This is a genomic window from Sphingomonas trueperi, from assembly GCF_011927635.1.
Lineage (GTDB): Bacteria > Pseudomonadota > Alphaproteobacteria > Sphingomonadales > Sphingomonadaceae > Sphingomonas > Sphingomonas trueperi.
On record NZ_JAATJB010000001.1, the window covers coordinates 353,333 to 372,301 of the forward strand.

An 18,969-nucleotide genomic window follows, 5' to 3' on the forward strand; every position below is an offset into this window, starting at 1 on the left:
CGGGTAGGTCCTAGCCCTATGGAAACCGCACGGCAAACGCCTACATGGCGGCCATGGACGCCAAGCATCTCGGTAAGCAATCCGCCCTGCCCGCCACCCCGGAGGAAGCGGAACTCGATTATGTACCCAATCCGCGCGCGGGCACGCGCTATCTGGTGCGCTTTGCGGCACCCGAATTCACCTCGCTGTGCCCGATCACCGGCGCGCCCGATTTCGCACACCTCGTGATCGACTACGTGCCGGGCGAGAAGATCGTCGAATCCAAATCGCTCAAGCTGTTCCTCGGCAGCTTCCGCAACCACGGCGCCTTCCACGAGGATTGCACCGTCGGCATCGGCGAGCGGCTGTTCCGCGAGATGCAGCCGCTCTGGCTGCGAATCGGTGGCTATTGGTACCCGCGCGGTGGTATTCCGATCGACGTGTTCTGGCAGTCGGGCAAGCCGCCCGAGGACGTCTGGATCCCCGATCAGGGGGTTCCCGGATACCGTGGCCGCGGCTGAACGGCAGGTTTACGGCACGGTTCATCAGGTATAGGGTTGTGCGTTGCAGCAGAACTGCAACTTATTCGAAAAACGGGAGTTTAGCAGGACATAAGGCCCAAATTTGGGCCGAGTCCATCATGCAGTAGCGAAAGGTCCGCCATGGCACGGTCTCCTATGGGTCCCAGGATCCGGCATCTTGCCCTGATCGGCAACTTCCTGCCGCGAAAGTGCGGCATCGCCACCTTTACTACCGACACCTTCACGGCACTGGCAGAGCGCTATCCGGGGATTCAGGTCGACGTCTATGCGATGGACGACCTGCCCGGGCATTACGCCTATCCGCCGCAGGTGACGGGTTCGATCGCGCAGAACGATCGCAGCGCCTATCTGGAAACCGCCCGCAAGATCGAGGCGAGCGGCGCCGAGGCGCTGTGGATCCAGCACGAATATGGCATCTTCGGCGGCGCGGCGGGCGAGCTGCTGCTCGCGCTGACCGATCGCGTCTCGGTGCCGGTGATCGTCACGCTCCATACCGTGCTCGAGCGGCCGAGCGCCGACGAGCGCCGGGTGATGGAGGCGCTGATCCGCCGCGCCTCGACGCTGATCGTGATGGCCGAGAAGGGCCGCGAGATCCTCAAGCGCGTCCACGGCGTCGAGGACGGCAAGATCGAGGTCATCCCGCACGGCGTGCCCGATCGCGCCTTTGCCGATACCGCCGCGTTCAAGCCGCAATATGGCTGGGAAGGCCGCGACGTCATCCTCACCTTCGGCCTGCTCGCCCCGAGCAAGGGCATCGAGACGATGATCGAGGCGATGCCGGCGGTCGCCGCCGCCCACCCTAATGCGCTGTACGTGATCCTGGGCGCGACACACCCGCATCTCGTCGCGCACGAGGGCGAGGCCTATCGCGACCGGCTGAAGGCGCAGATCGTCGCACTCGGCCTCCAGGACAATGTCGCCTTCGTCAATCGCTTCGTCGAGCAGAGCGACCTGCTCGACTATCTTCAGGCGGCCGACATCTATGCGACCCCCTATCCGAACCCGGCGCAGATCACCTCGGGCACGCTCTCCTATGCGGTGAGCATGGGCAAGCCGGTGGTCTCCACGCCGTACGTCCACGCGACCGAGATCCTCGACCAGGATCACGGCGTGCTCGTCGATTTCAGCGACAGTGCGGCGTTCTCGCGCGAGATCAACCGGCTGCTGGGCGACAAGGAGGCGCGACTGGCGCTGGCCAGGCGCGCCTATGATCGCGGCCGCACGATGCTCTGGACCCGTCTCGCCGAGCGCGCGATCGATGCGTTCGACGCGATTCTCGACGAGAAGCCGCACCGCATCCGCACCGCGGCGAACGAGCTGCCGACGCTCTCGCCGGTACTGACCGCGGTCGAGCGGATGAGCGACGCCACCGGCATGCTCCAGCACTCGATCTATTCGGTGCCCGATCGCCGCCACGGCTATTGCATCGACGACAATGCCCGCGCGCTGATCCTGATGAGCAAGATCGACGACGTCGACGAGACCGAGCGCGATCGCTGGACCGCCATTTATGGCGGCTTCGTCCAGCACGCCTGGAATCCCGATAAGCGCAAGTTTCGTAACTTTATGAACTTCGACCGCACCTGGTGCGAGGACGAAGGCTCGGAAGATTCGAACGGCCGCGCGATCTGGGCGCTGGGCGTCACCGCCCGCGACGCCCGCGCGCAGAAGCACCGCGACTGGGCGTCGGTGCTGTTCGACGAGACCGCGTCGATCGCCTTCGACCTCGGCAGCCCCCGCGCGCACGCCTTTGCCATGCTCGGCGCCGCGGCGATGGCGGAGGCGCATCCGGGCCACGCCTTGTCGCGCGAGATCCTCACCCGCTTCGGCGATGAGCTGGTCGCGCTGCTCGAGCGCACCCGCCGCCCGGCATGGAGCTGGTTCGAGATCGTGCTGGCGTACGACAATGCCCGCCTGCCCGAGGCGCTGCTGCGCGCCGGCAAGGTACTCGGCCGCCAGGACTTCCTCGATACCGGGCTGGAAACGCTCGCCTGGATCGCCGAGCGCCAGACCTCGCCCGAGGGCCGTTTCCGCGCCGTCGGCACCGAGAGCTTCGGCCGCGAATATGCCGAGCCGCTGCCTTTCGACCAGCAGCCGCTGGAAGCCCAGGCGACGATCGATGCCTGCCTGGCCGCGCATGAGGCAACCGGCGAAGGGCGCTGGGCGGAAGAGGCGATGCGGGCCTATCGCTGGTATCTGGGTGCCAACGATCTCGACACGCCGCTCGCCAGCGTGGCCGATGGCGGCTGCTTCGACGGGCTGATGCCCACCGGACTTAACCGTAATCAAGGTGCCGAGTCGATTCTCGCACTCCAACTGGCGAATTGCGCGATCTCGGCTCTTTCAAAGCGCAATAAAAGCGTGGCAGGACCGGAACTCGCCGTCGCCTGAAGCGATACCGGGGACGGCGCCGTAACGAGCGCGTTCCCCGGGGGTTGCCAATGCCGGAACTGTTTCACCATCCCTTGCGGCTTCGCGCCGATCCGTCGCGCGTCGTCGTGCGCCCGTTCCACATCGCCTGGGCGTCGACCAATGGCGGCGCGCCCAGCCGGACCGAACGGATCGTCAGCGAGGTACTGGCGCTTTCGCCGGGCCAGGCGCGCGCCGAACTCGAACTGGTCCTCAAGGACTTCGAGGCCCGCCACTGGCAGACGCGACGCGTGTTCATGACGCGCTATGACGAGATCGAGGCGATGCTCGGGCTCGACGGCGCGGCGATCGGCGACGAGAAGCGCCAGCTGCTCGGCGCCTATTTCTGCCACGAATACAGCTATGCCGCCGCCGCGCTGATGAACCCCAGCGCGGTCCCGCACTACGACCAGAGCGGCATGCCACCGGGCAGCATGCGCATCCTGATGTCGCTGCGTGCGGTGGGCGAAGGCCATATCTCCTCGGTCGCCTTCCGCGAGGGCATCATCACCGACGGCAACGAGCTGGTGCTGGCCCCCGAGCCGCCTTTCGCCACCGCGGCCGATGCGCGCGAGCCCGACGAGCGGGCGATGGAAGGCCCGGTCCGCATCTACCGCCACCGCGATTCGACCCTGTCGGGCACGGTGATCTTCCCGATCACCCGCGCCCAGTCGAACGGGCTGGAGGATCTGCGAATCTGCCACTTCACCCATGACGACGGCACGCCCGAATGGATCGGCACCTACACCGCCTATAACGGCTCGGTGATCCAGTCCGAACTGCTGCGCACCCGCGACTGGCGCGGGCTGGACCTGGTGCCGATGACCGGCAGCGCCGCGCGCAACAAGGGTATGGCGCTGTTCCCGCGCAAGGTGGGCGGCAAATACATGATGCTGGGGCGCCAGGACGGCGAGAACATCTTCCTGCATAGCTCGGACGACATCACCCATTGGGAAGGCGGCGATCTGATCATCAAGCCGCGCTTCCCCTGGGAGCTGGTACAGATGGGCAATTGCGGCCCGCCGATCGAGACCGATCAGGGCTGGCTGGTGCTCACCCACGGCGTCGGCGCGATGCGCAAATATTCGATCGGCGCGGCGCTGCTCGACAAGGACGATCCCTCGAAGGTGCTCGCCCGCTCGCGCGCGCCGCTGCTCGCGGCCGCCGACCAGGACCGCGAGGGCTATGTGCCCAACGTCGTCTATACCTGCGGCGCGATCCGCCACGGCGACAGCCTGTTCATCCCCTACGGGGTGGCGGACAGCTCGGTGGCGTTCGCCTTCGCGCCGATCCAGGCGCTGATCGACCAGATGGAATGAGGCGCATGCCGTCGCCCCTTCGCGGGGGCGACGGCGATGGCCTAGAGCGCGGTCGGCACCCCGCCGCGCAGCTCGTGGCTGCACAGCTGCGCCTCGGGCGTATCCTCCGCATCCAGTGCCGTGACCGTCACCCAGCCCTCGACTCGCAGCGCGGCGCCGATCGCCGCATCGGTGCCGAACGGCAGGAACAGCCGGCGGCGCGCGTCGCAGCCGATACCGGCATCAAGGATCGAATCCGCATAGAGCGAGAAGCCGACCGCGGGCTCTTCGCGGCCGCCGTCATGCACCACCGTATAGGTGCCGCCGCGGCCGATCTCACCGCGCACCCCGCGGGCGAAGATCGAGAAGCCGAGCCAGGTCTGGTATTCGAAGCCGTGCCGCTCGGTAGGATCGAGCGTCAGCGCGACGCCCTCGGGAATGCTCGCCGCGATGGCCGCGAGGCCGTCGATCCGGCTCGCCAGCGCGGTGCCGGCATCGGTCGCGCGCAGCTTCGCCATCGCGCCATCGAACGGGCCGGCCGCTTCGATCAGCGGCAGATATTTCGGATCGATCGCAGCGACGCCGCCCGCATCCTTGGCATCCAACCGTTCGCGCAGCGCCGTGAGCTTCTCCGGGGGCAGCGTAGCGCCGGCCAGCATGTCGACCAGATCGGGCAAGGTGAAATCGATCGCCAGCCCCTCGACGCCCGCCGATTGCAGCGCCTCGATCGCGACGCGGACGATCTCCATCGCGGCGCCCACGCTGTCGCGCCCGATCAGCTCGCAGCCAATCTGACGCATCGCCCGGCGCGGATCGAGCGCAGGCGCCTTGAGCTTGAGCACCTGCCCCGCGTAGCAGAGCCGCACCGGGCGCGGATGATGCCCCATGCGGGTCGCGGCGATGCGGCCGACCTGCGCGGTCAGATCGGGGCGAATGGCGAGGCTGCGCTGCGACACCGGATCGACGAAGCGCACCGCATTGTGCACCGCGCCGGTCTTCAGCCGCGTCGCCAGCTCGTCGGCAAACTCGGCGAGCGGCGGATCCACCTGTTCATAGCCATAGAGCCGCGCGAGCCCCAGCACGCGCGTCTCGAGCCGGGCCGCCGCATCGGCGGCAGGCGGCAGTCGATCGTGAAACCCTTCGGGGAGGAGACCAGTCAAAAGCCCTCTCCCCTCTGGGGAGAGGGTTGGGAGAGGGGCATGTCCGCGAGCGTAAGCGCAATCATTTGCGCCACGCCGCCCAAATTACTCCCGACCTCGTAGTTCGTGAACCGAATCACCCGATACCCCTGATGTTCCAACCACGCCGTGCGGCGCGCATCCTTAGCTTCGCAGAGCGCATGCGTATCGCCGTCGATCTCGACGACCAGCTTGCGCGAACGCGCGACGAAATCGGCGATATAGGGTGCGATCACGACTTGGCGAGCGAATTTGACGTGTTCAAAGCGCTTGGCGCGGAGGATGGACCACATCGCGGTTTCGGTAGGGGTGAGGTTGGCGCGCATCTGCTTGGCGCGTGCGAGTAGTTGCTCGTCGGTCCTCGGCATATCCGCACCGCCCCTCTCTCAACCCTCTCCCCGGAGGGGAGAGGGCTTTAGAGTAACAGCTTAAAAGCCGAGCGCCATGGCGGTCTTCACGCCTGGGAGCGCGCGGACCTTGCCGAGCAGCGCGTCGTCCACCGCTTCATCGACCGAGAGCAGCAGGATCGCCTCGCCGCCGGCCGAACGACGGCCGAGATGGAAGGTGCCGATGTTGACGCCCGCCTCGCCCAGCGTGGTGCCGAGGCGTCCGATGAAGCCCGGCGCGTCCTCGTTGACGATGTAGAGCATGTGCCCGGCGAGATCGGCCTCGACCTTGATGCCGAACAGCTCGACCAGCCGCGGCGCGGCGTTGCCGAACAGCGTGCCGGCCACCGAACGGTCGCCCGCCTGGGTGCCGACGGTCACGCGCACCAGCGTGTGATAGTCGCCCTCGCGATCATGACGAACCTCGCGCACATCGAGACCGCGCTCCTTGGCGAGAAACGGCGCGTTGACCATGTTCACCGTGTCCGAATGGACGCGCATCAGCCCGGCGAGCACCGCGCTGGTGATCGGCTTCTGGTTGAGCTCGGCCGCCGCACCCTCGACCTCGATCGCGATGCTGGTGAGCTCGCCATGCGCGAGCTGGCCGACCAGGCCGCCCAACTTCTCGGCCAGCGCCATGTACGGCTTCAGCCGCGGCGCTTCTTCGGCCGAGAGGCTCGGCACGTTGAGCGCATTGGTGACGCCGCCGGTGACCAGATAGTCGGCGAGCTGCTCGGCGACCTGGATCGCGACATTGACCTGCGCTTCGGTGGTCGACGCGCCGAGGTGCGGCGTCGCGACGAAGTTGGGCGTGCCGAACAGCGGGTGTTCCTTGGCCGGCTCCTGCACGAACACGTCGAGCGCCGCGCCGCCGATATGGCCCGAATCGAGACCGTCCTTCAGGGCTGCCTCGTCGATCAGCCCGCCGCGCGCGCAGTTGATGATCCGCACGCCCTTCTTGGTCTTGGCGAGATTCTCGCGGCTGAGGATGTTGCGGGTCTGGTCGGTCAGCGGCGTATGCAGCGTGATGAAGTCGGCGCGCAGCAGCAGATCGTCGAGCGTCATCTTCTCGACACCCATTTCCAGCGCACGCTCGGGCGTGAGGAACGGATCGTACGCGATCACGCGCATGCGGAGACCAATGGCGCGGTCCGCCACGATCGAGCCGATATTGCCCGCGCCGATCAGGCCCAGCGTCTTGCCGGTCAGCTCGACGCCCATGAAGCGGTTCTTCTCCCACTTGCCGGCCTGGGTCGAGACATCGGCCTCGGGCAGCTGACGGGCGAGCGCGAACATCAGCGCGATCGCGTGCTCGGCGGTGGTGATCGAGTTGCCGAACGGCGTGTTCATCACCACCACGCCCTTGGCCGAGGCGGCGGGGATGTCGACATTGTCGACGCCGATGCCGGCGCGGCCGATCACCTTGAGGTTGGTCGCGTGCTCGAGAATGTCCTTGGTGACCTTGGTCGAGCTGCGGATGGCGAGGCCGTCATACTGGCCGATGATCGCCTTCAATTCGTCCGGGGTCTTGCCGGTGATCTCGTCGACCTCGACGCCGCGCTCGCGGAAGATCTGCGCGGCCTTGGGGTCCATCTTGTCGGAAATCAGTACCTTGGGCATGGAATGCTCCTGTGCACGTCGGTGCTCCTGCGAAAGCAGGAGCCCAGAGTTTCTTAGGGAATCGCGCGTGGCCCTGGGCTCCTGCTTTCGCAGGAGCACCGAGATCAGCCCGCCTTGGCGGTGGCGTAGGCCCAGTCGAGCCAGGGGCCGAGCGCCTCGATATCGGCAGTGTCGACGGTGGCGCCGCACCAGATGCGCAGGCCCGCCGGGGCATCGCGATAGCCGGCGACGTCAAAGGCCGCGCCTTCCTTTTCGAGCAGGCCGGCGAACTTCTTGATGAAGTCGGCATCGGCGCCCTCGACCGTCAGGCACACGCTGGTGCGCGAGCGGATCGCCGGATCCTCGGCGAGATGGCCGAGCCAGTCGCGCTGCGCGACGATCTTATCGAGCGCCGCGGCATTGGCGTCCGAACGGGCGATCAGCCCCTCGGCACCGCCCAGGCCCTTGCCCCATTCGAGCGCGAAGATCGCATCTTCCACCGCGAGCATCGACGGCGTGTTGATCGTCTCGCCCTTGAACACGCCCTCGGCAAGCTTGCCCTTAGAGACGAGGCGGAACACCTTGGGCAGCGGCCAGGCGGGGGTGTAGGTTTCGAGACGCTCGACCGCGCGGGGTCCGAGGATCAGCACGCCATGCGCGCCCTCGCCGCCCAGCACCTTCTGCCAGGAGAAGGTGGCGACGTCGATCTTGTCCCAAGGCAGATCATAGGCGAACACCGCCGAGGTCGCGTCGGCGAAGCTCAGCCCTTCGCGATCGTCGGCGATCCAGTCGCCGTTCGGCACGCGCACGCCCGAGGTGGTACCGTTCCAGGTGAACAGCACGTCGTTCGACCAGTCGACGGCGCCCAGATCGGGCAGCTGGCCATAGTCGGCGCGCAGCACGGTCGGCTCGAGCTTGAGCTGCTTGACCGCATCGGTGACCCAACCCTCACCGAAGCTTTCCCAGGCGAGCGTGGTGACGGGGCGGGCACCCAGCATCGTCCACATCGCCATTTCGAAGGCGCCGGTATCCGAGCCCGGCACGATGCCGATGCGGTGCGTGTCCGGCAGGCGGAGCAGCTCGCGCATCAGGTCGATGCAATATTGGAGACGGGTCTTGCCCAGCTTCGAGCGGTGCGAGCGGCCGAGCGACTCGACAGCGAGCTTCTCGGGCGACCAGCCCGGAGGCTTGGCGCAGGGGCCAGAAGAAAAATAGGGACGCGCCGGTTTGGTGGTGGGCTTCGCAGGCGCAAGGGTGGCGTCGGCGGCAGTCAAATCAGTCATGTAGACTCTCCTCACAGAGAGCACGCGCGGCGTTGGGACCGCGTGGCCCGTCGACGGCCCTAGCGGCAGGTGACCGAAAGTCAATCATCGACATCGTTTCGGTGGAACAATGTTGTGCCCCTGCGACTTTTCCCGACAGCTTTGCAAAATATCTGGGAGATACGACATGCGGACGATTCTGGCGGCCGGGCTGGCCGGGATGCTGATTGCGGCCCCGGCGGTCGCGCAGCAGCAGAAGCAGAGCGTCGGCGACGGCGCGCAGGCGCCGCTGCGCGACCTGCGGATCAACGAAAAGAAGATCCCGGACGTGCTGCTGCTCGCCGCCTCCGCCCCCTATTCGTCGCAGGGGACCAGGAACTGCGCGCAGATTCGCGCGAGCATCGCCGATCTCAACGCGGTGCTCGGCACCGACGCCGATGCGCCCGCGGCCAAAGGGGGCAATGGCGGCGCGATCGCGGCAGCCGGCAGCCGCGCGATCGTCGGCGCGCTGATCCCCGGCTTCGGGCTGGTGCGGATGATCACCGGTGCCGACAAGCAGGAGAAGCGGGTCACCGCAGCGCTGTACGGCGGCACCATCCGCCGCGCCTATCTGAAGGGCCTCGGCCAGTCGAAGGGCTGCCGTCCGCCTGCGGCACCGACCGCAACCGCGCGCGCCGCGGTGCCGTCACTGCCGGTCGATAAGGACGAAAAGGACGACAAGAAGGATTGATCGCGGGCGGCGCGCCAAATCCCCTCCCGTTAGCGGGAGGGCGGGCGGGCGCGGGAGCCGCGAGCGACAGGTTCCAGGACCAACACGAAAAAGGGCCGGCGGATCGCTCCGCCGGCCCCTCTTTTTGCGTCGAGCGCGGACTTAGAAGTCCATGCCGCCCATGCCGCCCATGCCACCCGGCATCGCCGGAGCAGCAGCCTTGTCTTCCGGCAGCTCGGCAATGGTCGCCTCGGTGGTGATCAGCAGGCCGGCGACCGAAGCCGCGTTCTGCAGCGCGGTGCGCACCACCTTGGTCGGGTCGATCACGCCGGCAGCCACGAGGTTCTCGTAGGTGTCGGTCGCGGCGTTGAAGCCGAACGAGGTGTCGGTCTGGTCGAGCAGCTTGCCCGAGACGACGGCGCCGTCCTGGCCCGCGTTGCTGGCGATCTGGCGAACCAGCGCGGTCAGCGACTTGCGGACGATGTCGATGCCGCGGGTCTGGTCCTCGTTCGCACCCGACAGGCCTTCCAGGGCCTTGGTCGCGTACAGCAGGGCCGTGCCGCCGCCGGGAACGATGCCTTCTTCGACGGCTGCGCGGGTCGCGTGCAGCGCGTCGTCGACGCGGTCCTTGCGCTCCTTCACCTCGACTTCGGTCGCACCGCCGACCTTGATCACGGCCACGCCGCCGGCGAGCTTGGCGAGACGCTCCTGGAGCTTCTCACGGTCATAGTCGCTGGTGGTGACTTCGATCTGCTGGCGGATCTGCTCGGTGCGGGCCTTGATCGACTCGGCTTCACCGGCGCCATCGACGATGGTGGTGTTGTCCTTGTCGATGGTGACGCGCTTGGCGGTGCCGAGCATGCCGAGCGTGACGGTCTCGAGCTTGATGCCGAGGTCTTCGCTGATCACTTCACCCTTGGTGAGGACGGCGATGTCTTCCAGCATCGCCTTGCGACGATCGCCGAAGCCCGGTGCCTTGACCGCCGCGACCTTCAGGCCGCCGCGCAGCTTGTTGACGACCAGGGTCGCCAGCGCTTCGCCTTCGATGTCCTCGGCGATGATCAGCAGCGGACGACCCGACTGCACGACCGCTTCGAGGATCGGCAGCATCGACTGCAGGTTCGACAGCTTCTTCTCGTGGATCAGGATGTACGGGTCCGCGAGCTCGACCGCCATCTTTTCCGGGTTGGTGATGAAGTAGGGCGAGAGGTAGCCGCGGTCGAACTGCATGCCCTCGACGACGTCGAGCTCGAATTCGAGACCCTTCGCCTCTTCGACGGTGATCACGCCTTCCTTGCCGACCTTCTCCATCGCCTCGGCGATCTTCTCGCCGACTTCACGGTCGCCGTTCGCCGAGATGATGCCGACCTGGGCGACTTCCTGCGAACCCGAAACCGGCTTCGAGCGGGCCTTGACGTCCTCGACGACCTTGGCGACGGCGAGATCGATGCCGCGCTTCAGGTCCATCGGGTTCATGCCGGCGGCCACCGACTTCATGCCTTCACGGACGATCGCCTGCGCCAGAACGGTCGCGGTGGTCGTGCCGTCGCCGGCGATGTCGTTGGTCTTCGAGGCCACTTCGCGCACCATCTGCGCGCCCATGTTCTCGAACTTGTCCTTGAGCTCGATTTCCTTGGCGACCGACACACCGTCCTTGGTGATGCGGGGCGCGCCGAAGCTCTTCTCGATCACGACGTTGCGGCCCTTCGGGCCCAGCGTGACCTTCACCGCGTCGGCGAGGATGTCGACGCCGCGCAGGATGCGCTCACGAGCGTCGCGCGAAAACTTTACGTCCTTGGCTGCCATGGGACTGCCCTTTCAAATTTCGCTAAGTTTCAGGAAGTTCAGGAGAAAGCGAGGTCGCTCAGCCGACGATGCCGAGGATGTCGCTTTCCTTCATGATCAGCAGGTCTTCGCCGTTCACCTTCACTTCGGTGCCGGACCACTTGCCGAACAGGATGCGGTCACCGGCCTTGACGTCCAGCGCGGTCACCTTGCCATCTTCGGCCTTGGTGCCGGTGCCGACGGCGACGACTTCGCCTTCCTGCGGCTTTTCCTTGGCGGTATCGGGGATGATGATCCCGCCGGCGGTCTTTTCCTCGGCTTCGACGCGGCGGACGAGCACGCGGTCGTGCAACGGACGGAAGTTCATTGCCTGATCCTCTTTCAGGTGGATTTCGGTGTTTAGCACTCGGTCCCCCAAAGTGCTAACAAACGGGATATGTGAACGGGAATTTGCTTCGTCAACGGGTGCGCCGGGAACTTTTTTCGGCGTGTTGGATCGATAAGACGGGTCGTTGCCTCGCCTGCCCGCATCCGGTAGCACCGCTGGTGGAATACCCTTTGAGGAGCCGCCGGTGAAGCTGGTTCGTACCGCCTGGAAGATACTCGTCGGAATCAAGGACCTGCTCGTCCTGGTTCTGCTCCTCCTGTTCTTTTCCGCGCTATTCGCGGCGCTTTCGCACCGCCCGACCCCCGCGACGATTCGCGACGGTGCGCTGATCGTCGCGTTCAACGGCGCGCTGGTCGAGCATCCGAGCGAGGCCGATCCGCTGTCCAGCGTCAGCGGTGCGCGCGCCGTCGGCCAGGTGGGCGCGCGCGACGTGATCCGCGCGCTCGATGCCGCCAGGACCGACTCCCGCGTCAAGGCGGTGGTGCTCGATCTCGACAGCTTCCTCGGCGGTTATCCCGCGACGGTGAGCGAAGTCGCCGCCGCGGTCGGCCGCGTCCGCGCCGCCGGCAAGCCGGTGCTCGCCTATGCCACCGCCTATACCGACAGCGGCTATCAGATCGCGGCCAATGCCAGCGAAATCTGGGTCCACCCGATGGGCGGTTCGCTGTTCATGGGGCCGGGCGGCCGCCAGCTCTATTACAAGGGGCTGACCGAGAAGCTCGGCATCAACGTCCATGTCTACAAGGTCGGCAAGTTCAAGTCGGCGGTGGAGCCCTATATCCGCGCCGACATGTCGCCCGAGGCGCGCGAGGCGAACACCGCGCTCTATGGCGGACTGCTCGACCAGTGGCGCGAGGGCGTCCTGAAGGCGCGGCCCAAGGCCCGCATCGCCGAGTTCCTGACGAAGCCCGACGTGGCGATCACCGCCGCCAAGGGCGACATCGCCGCCGCCAACAAGGCCTATGGCCTGGTCGACGAGCTCGGCGACCGCATCGCCTTCGGCCAGCATGTCGCGAAGCTGGTGGGGGCACCGAACGGCGCCCGCGCGGGCAATTTCAACGCGATCAAGCTCGCCGACTGGCTTCAGGCCAACCCGGTGCCGACCAGCGGCGACGCGATCGGCGTGATCACCGTCGCGGGCGAGATCGTCGACGGCAAGGGCGGCGCGGGGACCGCGGGCGGCGACACGATAGCCAAGCTGGTGCTCGACGGGCTGAAGGACGGCAAGCTCAAGGCGCTGGTCGTCCGCGTCGATTCGCCGGGCGGCTCGGCGATGGCCTCGGAGCAGATGCGCCAGGCGATCCTCCAGGCCAAGGCGAAGAAGCTGCCGGTCGTCGTCTCGATGGGCGGCCTCGCGGCGAGCGGCGGCTATTGGGTGTCGACCGCGGGCGACGTGATCTTCGCCGAGCCCAACACCATCACCGGATCGATCGGCATCTTCGGCATCATCCCCACCTTCGAGAACAGCCTCGCCAAGATCGGCGTGACCACCGACGGGGTGGAGAGCACGCCGCTCACCGGCCAGCCGAGCATCTATGGCGGCACCAACGCCACGGTCGACACGATCCTGCAATCGGCGATCGAAGCGGGCTATGGCCGCTTCGTCGGGTTGGTCGCGGCCTCGCGCAAGCTCACCCCGCAGCGGGTGGACGAGATCGGCCAGGGCCGGGTGTGGATCGGCGGCATCGCCCGGCAGATCGGCCTGGTCGATCGCTTCGGCGGGCTGAACGACGCCATCGCCGAGGCCGCCAAGCGCGCCAAGCTCGATCCCGCCAAGGTGCGGCCGGTCTATCTCGCCAAGAAGCCCAACGCGCTGACTGCCGCGCTGGCCGGCTTCCTCGGCACGCTGGGCGGGGATGACGAGGATGACGGCAACTGGGCCGATGCCCCCGCCGGCAGCGACGCCTATGCCCGGATCGGCGAGGAGCGCCGCATGCTGCTCGCCCAGGCGCTGGGCGACGCCAAGCGGCTGACCGCGAGCGGCTCGGTGCAGGCGCGCTGCCTCGAATGCATGGCGCTGGGCGTGCCGAGCGCGCAGCCGAGCGACCTTGCCCTTCTCCAATTCGCCATGGGAGCCCTGAAATGATCGGCATTCGCGCCGCCACGCCGGATGACGCCGCCGCGATCGCCGCCATCTATGCGCCGAACGTTCTGACCGGTACCGCCTCGTTCGAAATCGAGCCGCCCGACGCCGCCACGATGGCAGCGCGGATGGCATCGAGCGAGGGCTATTACCCGTGGATCGTCGCCACCAATGGCGACGGCGCCGATGGCGGGGTGATCGGCTATGCCTATGCCAGCAAGTTCCGCGACCGGCCGGCCTATCGCTACGTCGTCGAAAGCTCGATCTACATGGCCGACACCGCGCAGCGTCGCGGCGCCGGGCGGCTGCTCTACGAGGCGCTGGTCGATACGCTCCGCGCGCAGGGCTTCGTCCACGCCTTCGGGATGATCACCCTGCCCAACGACAGCTCGATCGCGCTGCACGAGGCGGTGGGCTTCCGCCGCACCGGCGTGTTTCGCGAGGCGGGGTACAAGCACGGCCAGTGGATCGACGTCGGCATCTGGCAGTGCGAGCTCAACGAGCCCGCCCGCCCGCCGGAAGAGCCCAAGCCCTTCCACGAACTCGGCGTCGTCCGCGTCTGAGCGGGGGCACTCAAAAGGCTTCCCCACCAGACAGTTGACCCGCAACGGCGATTGGCCGAGGTTCATCGCAATGGATCCGACTTCGCCGTATGCGGTCGATTTCACGATCGATGTCGAGCGTGAGACCCGCCTGATCGCCGTCCGCGTCACCGGCGTGCCCTCGCCGGAGGATGTCGGCTGGATCGCCGAAGAGGTGCGCGCGGCGATCCTCACGCTCGGCGCCGACGCGGGCCGGCACCGCACGCTCTATGACGCGCGCGGCGTCCATGTGCTGCCGCAGGCGACCGCCGATTTCGTGCTCAAGAATTTCACCGATATCGAGGGGACGCAGTGGGCGCATCGGCTCGCTTTCGTCGCCTCGACGATGCTGACGCGGCTGCAGGTCCGCCGGATCGTGGAGGTGCGGCCGGGCGCGATGCTGTTCGACGATGTCGAGGCTGCCCGCGCCTGGTTGCTGGGCAGCGGCTGAGCGGGGCGGCGCGCGGCCGCCCCGGTTCGTGTCAGGCCAGCGCGATGTCCGGCGCGTCCTCGGCCTTCATGCCGATCACGTTGTAGCCGGCGTCGACATGGTGGGTCTCGCCGGTGACGCCCGATGCCAGGTCCGACAGCAGATACAGGCCGGCGCCGCCGACATCCTCGATCGTCACGTTGCGGCGGAGCGGCGAGTTCAGCTGGTTCCATTTGAGGATATAGTTGAAGTCGCCAATGCCGCGTGCCGCCAGCGTCTGGATCGGGCCCGCCGAGATGGCGTTGACGCGGATATTCTCCGGCCCGAGGTCCATCGCCAGATACTTGACCGAGGTTTCCAGCGCCGACTTGGCGACACCCATCACGTTATAGTGCGGTACCACCTTCTCGGCGCCGTAATAGCTCAGCGTCAGCAGGCTGCCGCCGTTCGGCATCATCCGCTGCGCGCGCTGCGCCACCGCAGTGAAGCTGTACACCGAGATGTTCATCGTCATCAGGAAGTTGTCGAGCGTGGTGTCGTAATAATGGCCGCGCAGCTGGTTCTTGTCCGAGAACCCGATCGCGTGGACGACGAAGTCGATCGTCGGCCAGCGCGCCGCCAGCGTCTCGAAGGTGGTGTCGAGCGCGGCCATGTCCGCCACGTCGCAATCGATCAGGAAATCGGAGCCCACCTGCTCGGCCAGCGGCTTCACCCGCTTGAGCAGCGCTTCGCCCTGATAGGAAAAGGCCAGCTCCGCACCCTGGGCGTGCAGTGCCTTGGCGATTCCCCATGCCAGCGATTTGTCGTTGGCGAGGCCCATGATGAGCCCGCGCTTCCCTTGCATCAATCCGGTCACGTCTTCTGAATCTCCTGTGCTTGATCCCCCTCTAGACCGGGATCGGGCACTTCCGCCAGAGCGGCGTTGAGCTCCGCCCCGACGACGAGGCCGAGTCCCACCAGGAAAAAGAAGATCAGCGCGACCATCACCCCCGCCAGGCTGCCATAGGTGGCGCCATAGCCGCCCATCGTCGCCAGCACCCAGGGCAGCACGCCGGTGACCGCCAGCCACCAGGCGGTGGTGAACAGCGCACCGGGCCATTTGGGATAGCAGCGGGCGCGATACTGCGACGGGGTGAGCGAGTAGAACAGCACGAACAGTGCCCCGAACAGGGCGAAGGCCGGCACCGCCTTGCTCGCCGAGGCGAAGCGCTGCGCTTCGGTCGCCCAGGGCAGGATGCGGTAGAGAAACTGCTCGATGCCGGTGAGGATCACCTGGAAGGTGAAGGCCAGCATCACCAGCACGACCGCGCCGACGATCATCCCGATCGATGCGATGCGGTAGCGCCAGAAGGGTGTGCTGGAGCTGACGCCATAGGCCTGGCGCAGGATGCCGCGGATCGTTTCGATGAAGCCGGTGGTGGTCCACAGGCCCACCGCCGCGCCCAGCCACAGCAAGCCGCCGGTGCGGCCGTTGAGCACCTCCACCACCGGGCCGCGCAGCAGCTCCGCCACGTCCGGCGGTACGGTCTGCAGGAAGGCCTCCAGCGCATGGACGCCGGTGCCGGTGCGGCCGACCAGGCTCGCGAGTGCCGTAGCGACGATGAAGAAGGGGAACAGCGTTACCAGCGACAGATAGGCGAGGTTGCCCGCATAGGTGAAGCCGTCGTTGAAGGTGCCGATCGCGACGCGCTTGACGATCTCGAACATGCGTTCGGTGACGCCGAGCTCGGCCAGCCGCCGCGGCACCTTTCCGCCGACCTGCAGCCGCCGTCCTTCGGGCGACTGGGGCGAGATCGAGGCGCGCGTCGGATCGTCCACCAGCTTCAGACGCCCATGCGTCCCCGCGGGTTCCCCTTGTTCTTCCATCCTTGGGCGAATTCGATGAGGGCGTCGTCGTCGACCGGCAGCTCGACCATCAGCGTGACGAACAGATCGCCGCGCGCGCCGCCCCGCTTGTGGAAGCCGCGGCCCTTGAGGCGGAGGACCTTGCCCGAGCTCGAGCCCTTGGGCACCGTCAGCATCACCGGGCCGTCGGGGGTGGGCACGCGCACCTGTGCGCCAAGCACCGCCTCGGCCAGCGTCACCGGCAGGTCGAGCTTGATGTCGTCACCGTCGCGCACATAGAAACGATGCGGCTGGATCTCGATCGTGACGATCGCGTCGCCGGCGCCGCCCGGGCCTTCCTCGCCCTTGCCGGCCAGGCGCATCTGGGTGCCTTCCTCGACGCCGGGGGGGAGCTTGAGGTCGATCGTCTTGCCGTCCTTGAGCGTGATCCGCTGCGGCGCGAGCCTGGCGGCGTCCTCGAATGACACCGCCAGGCGATAGGCGATGTTGGCGCCCTTGGGCTGGGGACGCCGGCCGAAGCCGCCGAACCCGCCGCTGAAGCCCCCCCCGCCGCCGCGCTTGCCGCCGCCGAACAGCCCTTCGAAAATGTCGCCGATGTCAGCCTCGCCGCCGCCGAAATCGAACTGGCCGCCGCCGGGACGGAAGCCGCCCCCGCCGCCGCCCGCGCCTGCGCCGAAGCCGAACGGCGCGATCGGGTTGCCGTCGCCGTCGATTTCGCCGCGATCGAAGCGGGCGCGCTTGTCCTTGTCGGTCAGCAGGTCATAGGCTTGGGTGACCTGGCTGAACTTCTCCGACGCCTTGGGATTGTCCTTGTTGCGATCGGGGTGCAGCTCCTTGGCGAGCTTGCGATAGGCCTTCTTGATCTCGTCCTCGCTCGCGCTTCGCGCCACCCCGAGCGTTACGTATGGATCTGCCACCAAAATCCCCAATGCGTCCAATGCCGATCGCCCGCCCCTTACAGGACAGGTGTTAAAGCCCAAACATCGGCGTGCGGATCGTTTCGCGCAAGGGGTGCGATCAGCCGAGCAGCGCCTGGGCGCCGCGCAGGTCGGCGACAAAGTCCGTATAGGCCTGCGCCGCCGCGTCGGCATCGGGGAGGCGGAGCAGGTAGCTCGGGTGCACCGTCACCCAGCCGGTGCCGCCTTCGGGCAGCGCGAGCTTCTGGCCACGCAGCCTGGAGATGGTCGCCGCCTTGCCGGTAATCTGGCGGGCGGCGGTGGCGCCGAGCGCCACGACGAGCTTGGGGCGGACCAGCGCCAGCTCCTGCTCGTACCACCAGCGGCAGGCAGTGATCTCGCCGGCATCGGGCTTGGCGTGGATGCGCCGCTTGCCGCGCGGCTCGAACTTGAAGTGCTTGACCGCATTGGTGACGTAGACGCGGGCGCGGTCGATCCCCGCCTCTTCGAGCGCGCGGTCGAGCATCTGTCCGGCAGGGCCGACAAAGGCGCGGCCGGCGAGGTCCTCCTGGTCGCCCGGCTGCTCGCCGACCAGCATCATGTCGGCGTCGAGCGGTCCTTCGCCGAACACGGTCTGCGTGGCGGGCTTGTAGAGCGGGCAGCGGGTGCACGCCGCCGCCTCGTCGCGCAGCGCTTCCCAGGCGCCTTCGACATTGCCGCCGACCGAGCTGCGCGCCGTTTCCACCATCGCCGTCTCCCGCGCCCGGGCACCGGCCACGAGCTCCTTGACCAACGCGGTTTCAGGCATGTTTTTCCAGTATTTTCGCGGCATTTCCTTCAGCATCGCGCCGGTCTTCAAGCGGGCGGGATTGAAGATGGAGGCATAATAGGTCTTCCACACCGCCTCGACCGGATCGTCGGCCAGCGCGTCGCCGCGGGTCGCGGCGGGGCCTTCGCTGAGCGTGGTGCCGTCCCAGTGGAGCGAGACTTCGGGGGTGAGGATCGACCAGCGCATGCTCGCGAACCGTTCGACGAAGAAGCGGGCATTGGCCCGGACGATGTGATGCTCGGGTTCGAACCAGGCGATGAAGCGCGGGCCGCTCTCGTCCACCAGTTCGCGGAAGCGGACGAAGGCGCGCATCTTGTGGATGTCGCGGCGCACCGCCTTGGCCATCAGCTCCAAGCGGCGGACCAGCGGATCGGCGCGATCCTCGATGCGGTGCGGATCGGTGGCGAGCAGCGTATAGAGCAGCGAGAAGCGCTGCGGGTCGGCGTGGAGGATGACGGCTTGGGCGAGGTCGAGGAAGGCTTTCGGGACCCGCAGGCGGCGGTCACCCTCACCCTCCCCACCGCCTTCGGCGGCGGGTCCCCTCCCTTTCCCGAGGGGAGAGGGCTCTAAGCTCCCTCTCCCCTCGGGAAAGGGAGGGAGCGGCGAAGCCGCGAAAGGGTGAGGGTGATCGAGGGCGAAAAGGTCCCCCGGCGCGTCCCCAACCCGCCACACAACCTCGGGCGGCGCGACATGCGCCTGGGCCAGCGCCCGCGCCGCATCGCGCCAGCCCTCGAAATCATCCTCGGCGGCAAGCGTTACGGCGCGCAACG

Annotated in this window: 17 protein-coding genes; 7 read left to right on the forward strand and 10 right to left on the reverse strand. The window is 67.3% G+C overall.

The window, feature by feature from the left end:
- Positions 1–53: 53 nt before the first annotated feature.
- The 3 genes from queF (at position 54) to GGR89_RS01580 (ending at position 4,249) form a co-directional block, all read left to right on the forward strand.
- A complete protein-coding gene (gene queF, locus GGR89_RS01570; protein ID WP_064310690.1) occupies positions 54–500 on the forward strand; it encodes a preQ(1) synthase in 447 nt (148 codons plus the stop codon).
- 141 nt (positions 501–641) lie between these two features.
- Complete coding sequence (locus GGR89_RS01575) at positions 642–2,912, forward strand: glycosyltransferase family 4 protein (protein ID WP_125976918.1); 2,271 nt, start codon at positions 642–644, stop codon at positions 2,910–2,912.
- Positions 2,913–2,962: 50 nt separating this feature from the next.
- Positions 2,963–4,249, forward strand: a complete 1,287-nt coding sequence (locus GGR89_RS01580; protein WP_125976919.1) for a glycoside hydrolase family 130 protein — start codon at positions 2,963–2,965, stop codon at positions 4,247–4,249.
- A 41-nt stretch (positions 4,250–4,290) separates the two neighbouring features.
- Here the strand turns inward: GGR89_RS01580 and GGR89_RS01585 are convergent, their stop codons facing one another.
- The 4 genes from GGR89_RS01585 to GGR89_RS01600 all read right to left on the reverse strand — a co-directional run bounded on the left by GGR89_RS01585 (position 4,291) and on the right by GGR89_RS01600 (position 8,674).
- Complete coding sequence (locus tag GGR89_RS01585) at positions 4,291–5,388, reverse strand: ATP phosphoribosyltransferase regulatory subunit (protein ID WP_125976920.1); 1,098 nt, start codon at positions 5,386–5,388, stop codon at positions 4,291–4,293.
- Positions 5,385–5,774, reverse strand: a complete 390-nt coding sequence (locus tag GGR89_RS01590) for an endonuclease domain-containing protein (protein WP_125976921.1) — start codon at positions 5,772–5,774, stop codon at positions 5,385–5,387. Before GGR89_RS01590 ends, GGR89_RS01585 begins: the two co-directional genes overlap by 4 nt.
- Positions 5,775–5,834: 60 nt before the next feature.
- Positions 5,835–7,412, reverse strand: coding sequence for a phosphoglycerate dehydrogenase (gene serA / locus GGR89_RS01595; protein WP_125976922.1), 1,578 nt, complete (start codon positions 7,410–7,412; stop codon positions 5,835–5,837).
- A 104-nt stretch (positions 7,413–7,516) separates the two neighbouring features.
- The gene (locus GGR89_RS01600) at positions 7,517–8,674 is read right to left on the reverse strand and encodes a phosphoserine transaminase (protein ID WP_125976923.1); all 1,158 of its coding nucleotides are present in this window, start codon (positions 8,672–8,674) and stop codon (positions 7,517–7,519) included.
- A gap of 166 nt (positions 8,675–8,840) precedes the next feature.
- Here GGR89_RS01600 and GGR89_RS01605 point away from each other — a divergent pair, with 166 nt between their 5' ends.
- A complete protein-coding gene (locus GGR89_RS01605) occupies positions 8,841–9,383 on the forward strand; it encodes a hypothetical protein (RefSeq protein ID WP_125976924.1) in 543 nt (180 codons plus the stop codon).
- Between the two features lie 141 nt (positions 9,384–9,524).
- Here GGR89_RS01605 and groL read toward each other — a convergent pair whose 3' ends face one another.
- Positions 9,525–11,168, reverse strand: a complete 1,644-nt coding sequence (gene groL / locus GGR89_RS01610; RefSeq protein WP_125976925.1) for a chaperonin GroEL — start codon at positions 11,166–11,168, stop codon at positions 9,525–9,527.
- A 58-nt stretch (positions 11,169–11,226) separates the two neighbouring features.
- Positions 11,227–11,514: a co-chaperone GroES gene (gene groES, locus GGR89_RS01615; RefSeq protein ID WP_125976926.1), complete on the reverse strand. Its 288-nt coding sequence runs from the start codon at positions 11,512–11,514 to the stop codon at positions 11,227–11,229.
- 205 nt (positions 11,515–11,719) lie between these two features.
- Between groES and sppA the strand changes: the two genes are divergently transcribed.
- The 3 genes from sppA (at position 11,720) to GGR89_RS01630 (ending at position 14,650) form a co-directional block, all read left to right on the forward strand.
- Positions 11,720–13,621: a signal peptide peptidase SppA gene (gene sppA / locus GGR89_RS01620; RefSeq protein WP_125976927.1), complete on the forward strand. Its 1,902-nt coding sequence runs from the start codon at positions 11,720–11,722 to the stop codon at positions 13,619–13,621.
- The gene (locus tag GGR89_RS01625) at positions 13,618–14,181 is read left to right on the forward strand and encodes a GNAT family N-acetyltransferase (RefSeq protein ID WP_125976928.1); all 564 of its coding nucleotides are present in this window, start codon (positions 13,618–13,620) and stop codon (positions 14,179–14,181) included. Before sppA ends, GGR89_RS01625 begins: the two co-directional genes overlap by 4 nt.
- A 70-nt stretch (positions 14,182–14,251) precedes the next feature.
- Positions 14,252–14,650: a hypothetical protein gene (locus GGR89_RS01630; protein WP_125976929.1), complete on the forward strand. Its 399-nt coding sequence runs from the start codon at positions 14,252–14,254 to the stop codon at positions 14,648–14,650.
- A 31-nt stretch (positions 14,651–14,681) separates the two neighbouring features.
- Here GGR89_RS01630 and fabI read toward each other — a convergent pair whose 3' ends face one another.
- The 4 genes from fabI to GGR89_RS01650 form a co-directional block, all read right to left on the reverse strand.
- Positions 14,682–15,485, reverse strand: coding sequence for an enoyl-ACP reductase FabI (gene fabI / locus GGR89_RS01635; protein ID WP_125976930.1), 804 nt, complete (start codon positions 15,483–15,485; stop codon positions 14,682–14,684).
- On the reverse strand, positions 15,482–16,447 hold the full coding sequence (locus GGR89_RS01640; RefSeq protein ID WP_206434317.1) for a YihY/virulence factor BrkB family protein: 966 nt from the start codon (positions 16,445–16,447) through the stop codon (positions 15,482–15,484). Before GGR89_RS01640 ends, fabI begins: the two co-directional genes overlap by 4 nt.
- A 5-nt stretch (positions 16,448–16,452) precedes the next feature.
- Positions 16,453–17,391: a DnaJ C-terminal domain-containing protein gene (locus GGR89_RS01645; protein WP_125976932.1), complete on the reverse strand. Its 939-nt coding sequence runs from the start codon at positions 17,389–17,391 to the stop codon at positions 16,453–16,455.
- Between the two features lie 100 nt (positions 17,392–17,491).
- Positions 17,492–18,967: a UdgX family uracil-DNA binding protein gene (locus GGR89_RS01650; RefSeq protein ID WP_125976933.1), complete on the reverse strand. Its 1,476-nt coding sequence runs from the start codon at positions 18,965–18,967 to the stop codon at positions 17,492–17,494.
- Positions 18,968–18,969 lie beyond the last annotated feature (2 nt).

Coding starts and splice junctions, on each gene's coding strand:
- queF (WP_064310690.1), top strand. CDS start 54: ATGGACGCCAAGCATCTCGGTAAGCAATCCGCCCTGCCCGCCACCCCG.
- GGR89_RS01630 (WP_125976929.1), top strand. CDS start 14,252: ATGGATCCGACTTCGCCGTATGCGGTCGATTTCACGATCGATGTCGAG.
- GGR89_RS01600 (WP_125976923.1), bottom strand. CDS start 8,674: ATGACTGATTTGACTGCCGCCGACGCCACCCTTGCGCCTGCGAAGCCC.
- GGR89_RS01580 (WP_125976919.1), top strand. CDS start 2,963: ATGCCGGAACTGTTTCACCATCCCTTGCGGCTTCGCGCCGATCCGTCG.
- GGR89_RS01605 (WP_125976924.1), top strand. CDS start 8,841: ATGCGGACGATTCTGGCGGCCGGGCTGGCCGGGATGCTGATTGCGGCC.
- groL (WP_125976925.1), bottom strand. CDS start 11,168: ATGGCAGCCAAGGACGTAAAGTTTTCGCGCGACGCTCGTGAGCGCATC.
- serA (WP_125976922.1), bottom strand. CDS start 7,412: ATGCCCAAGGTACTGATTTCCGACAAGATGGACCCCAAGGCCGCGCAG.
- GGR89_RS01575 (WP_125976918.1), top strand. CDS start 642: ATGGCACGGTCTCCTATGGGTCCCAGGATCCGGCATCTTGCCCTGATC.
- groES (WP_125976926.1), bottom strand. CDS start 11,514: ATGAACTTCCGTCCGTTGCACGACCGCGTGCTCGTCCGCCGCGTCGAA.
- GGR89_RS01590 (WP_125976921.1), bottom strand. CDS start 5,774: ATGCCGAGGACCGACGAGCAACTACTCGCACGCGCCAAGCAGATGCGC.
- GGR89_RS01625 (WP_125976928.1), top strand. CDS start 13,618: ATGATCGGCATTCGCGCCGCCACGCCGGATGACGCCGCCGCGATCGCC.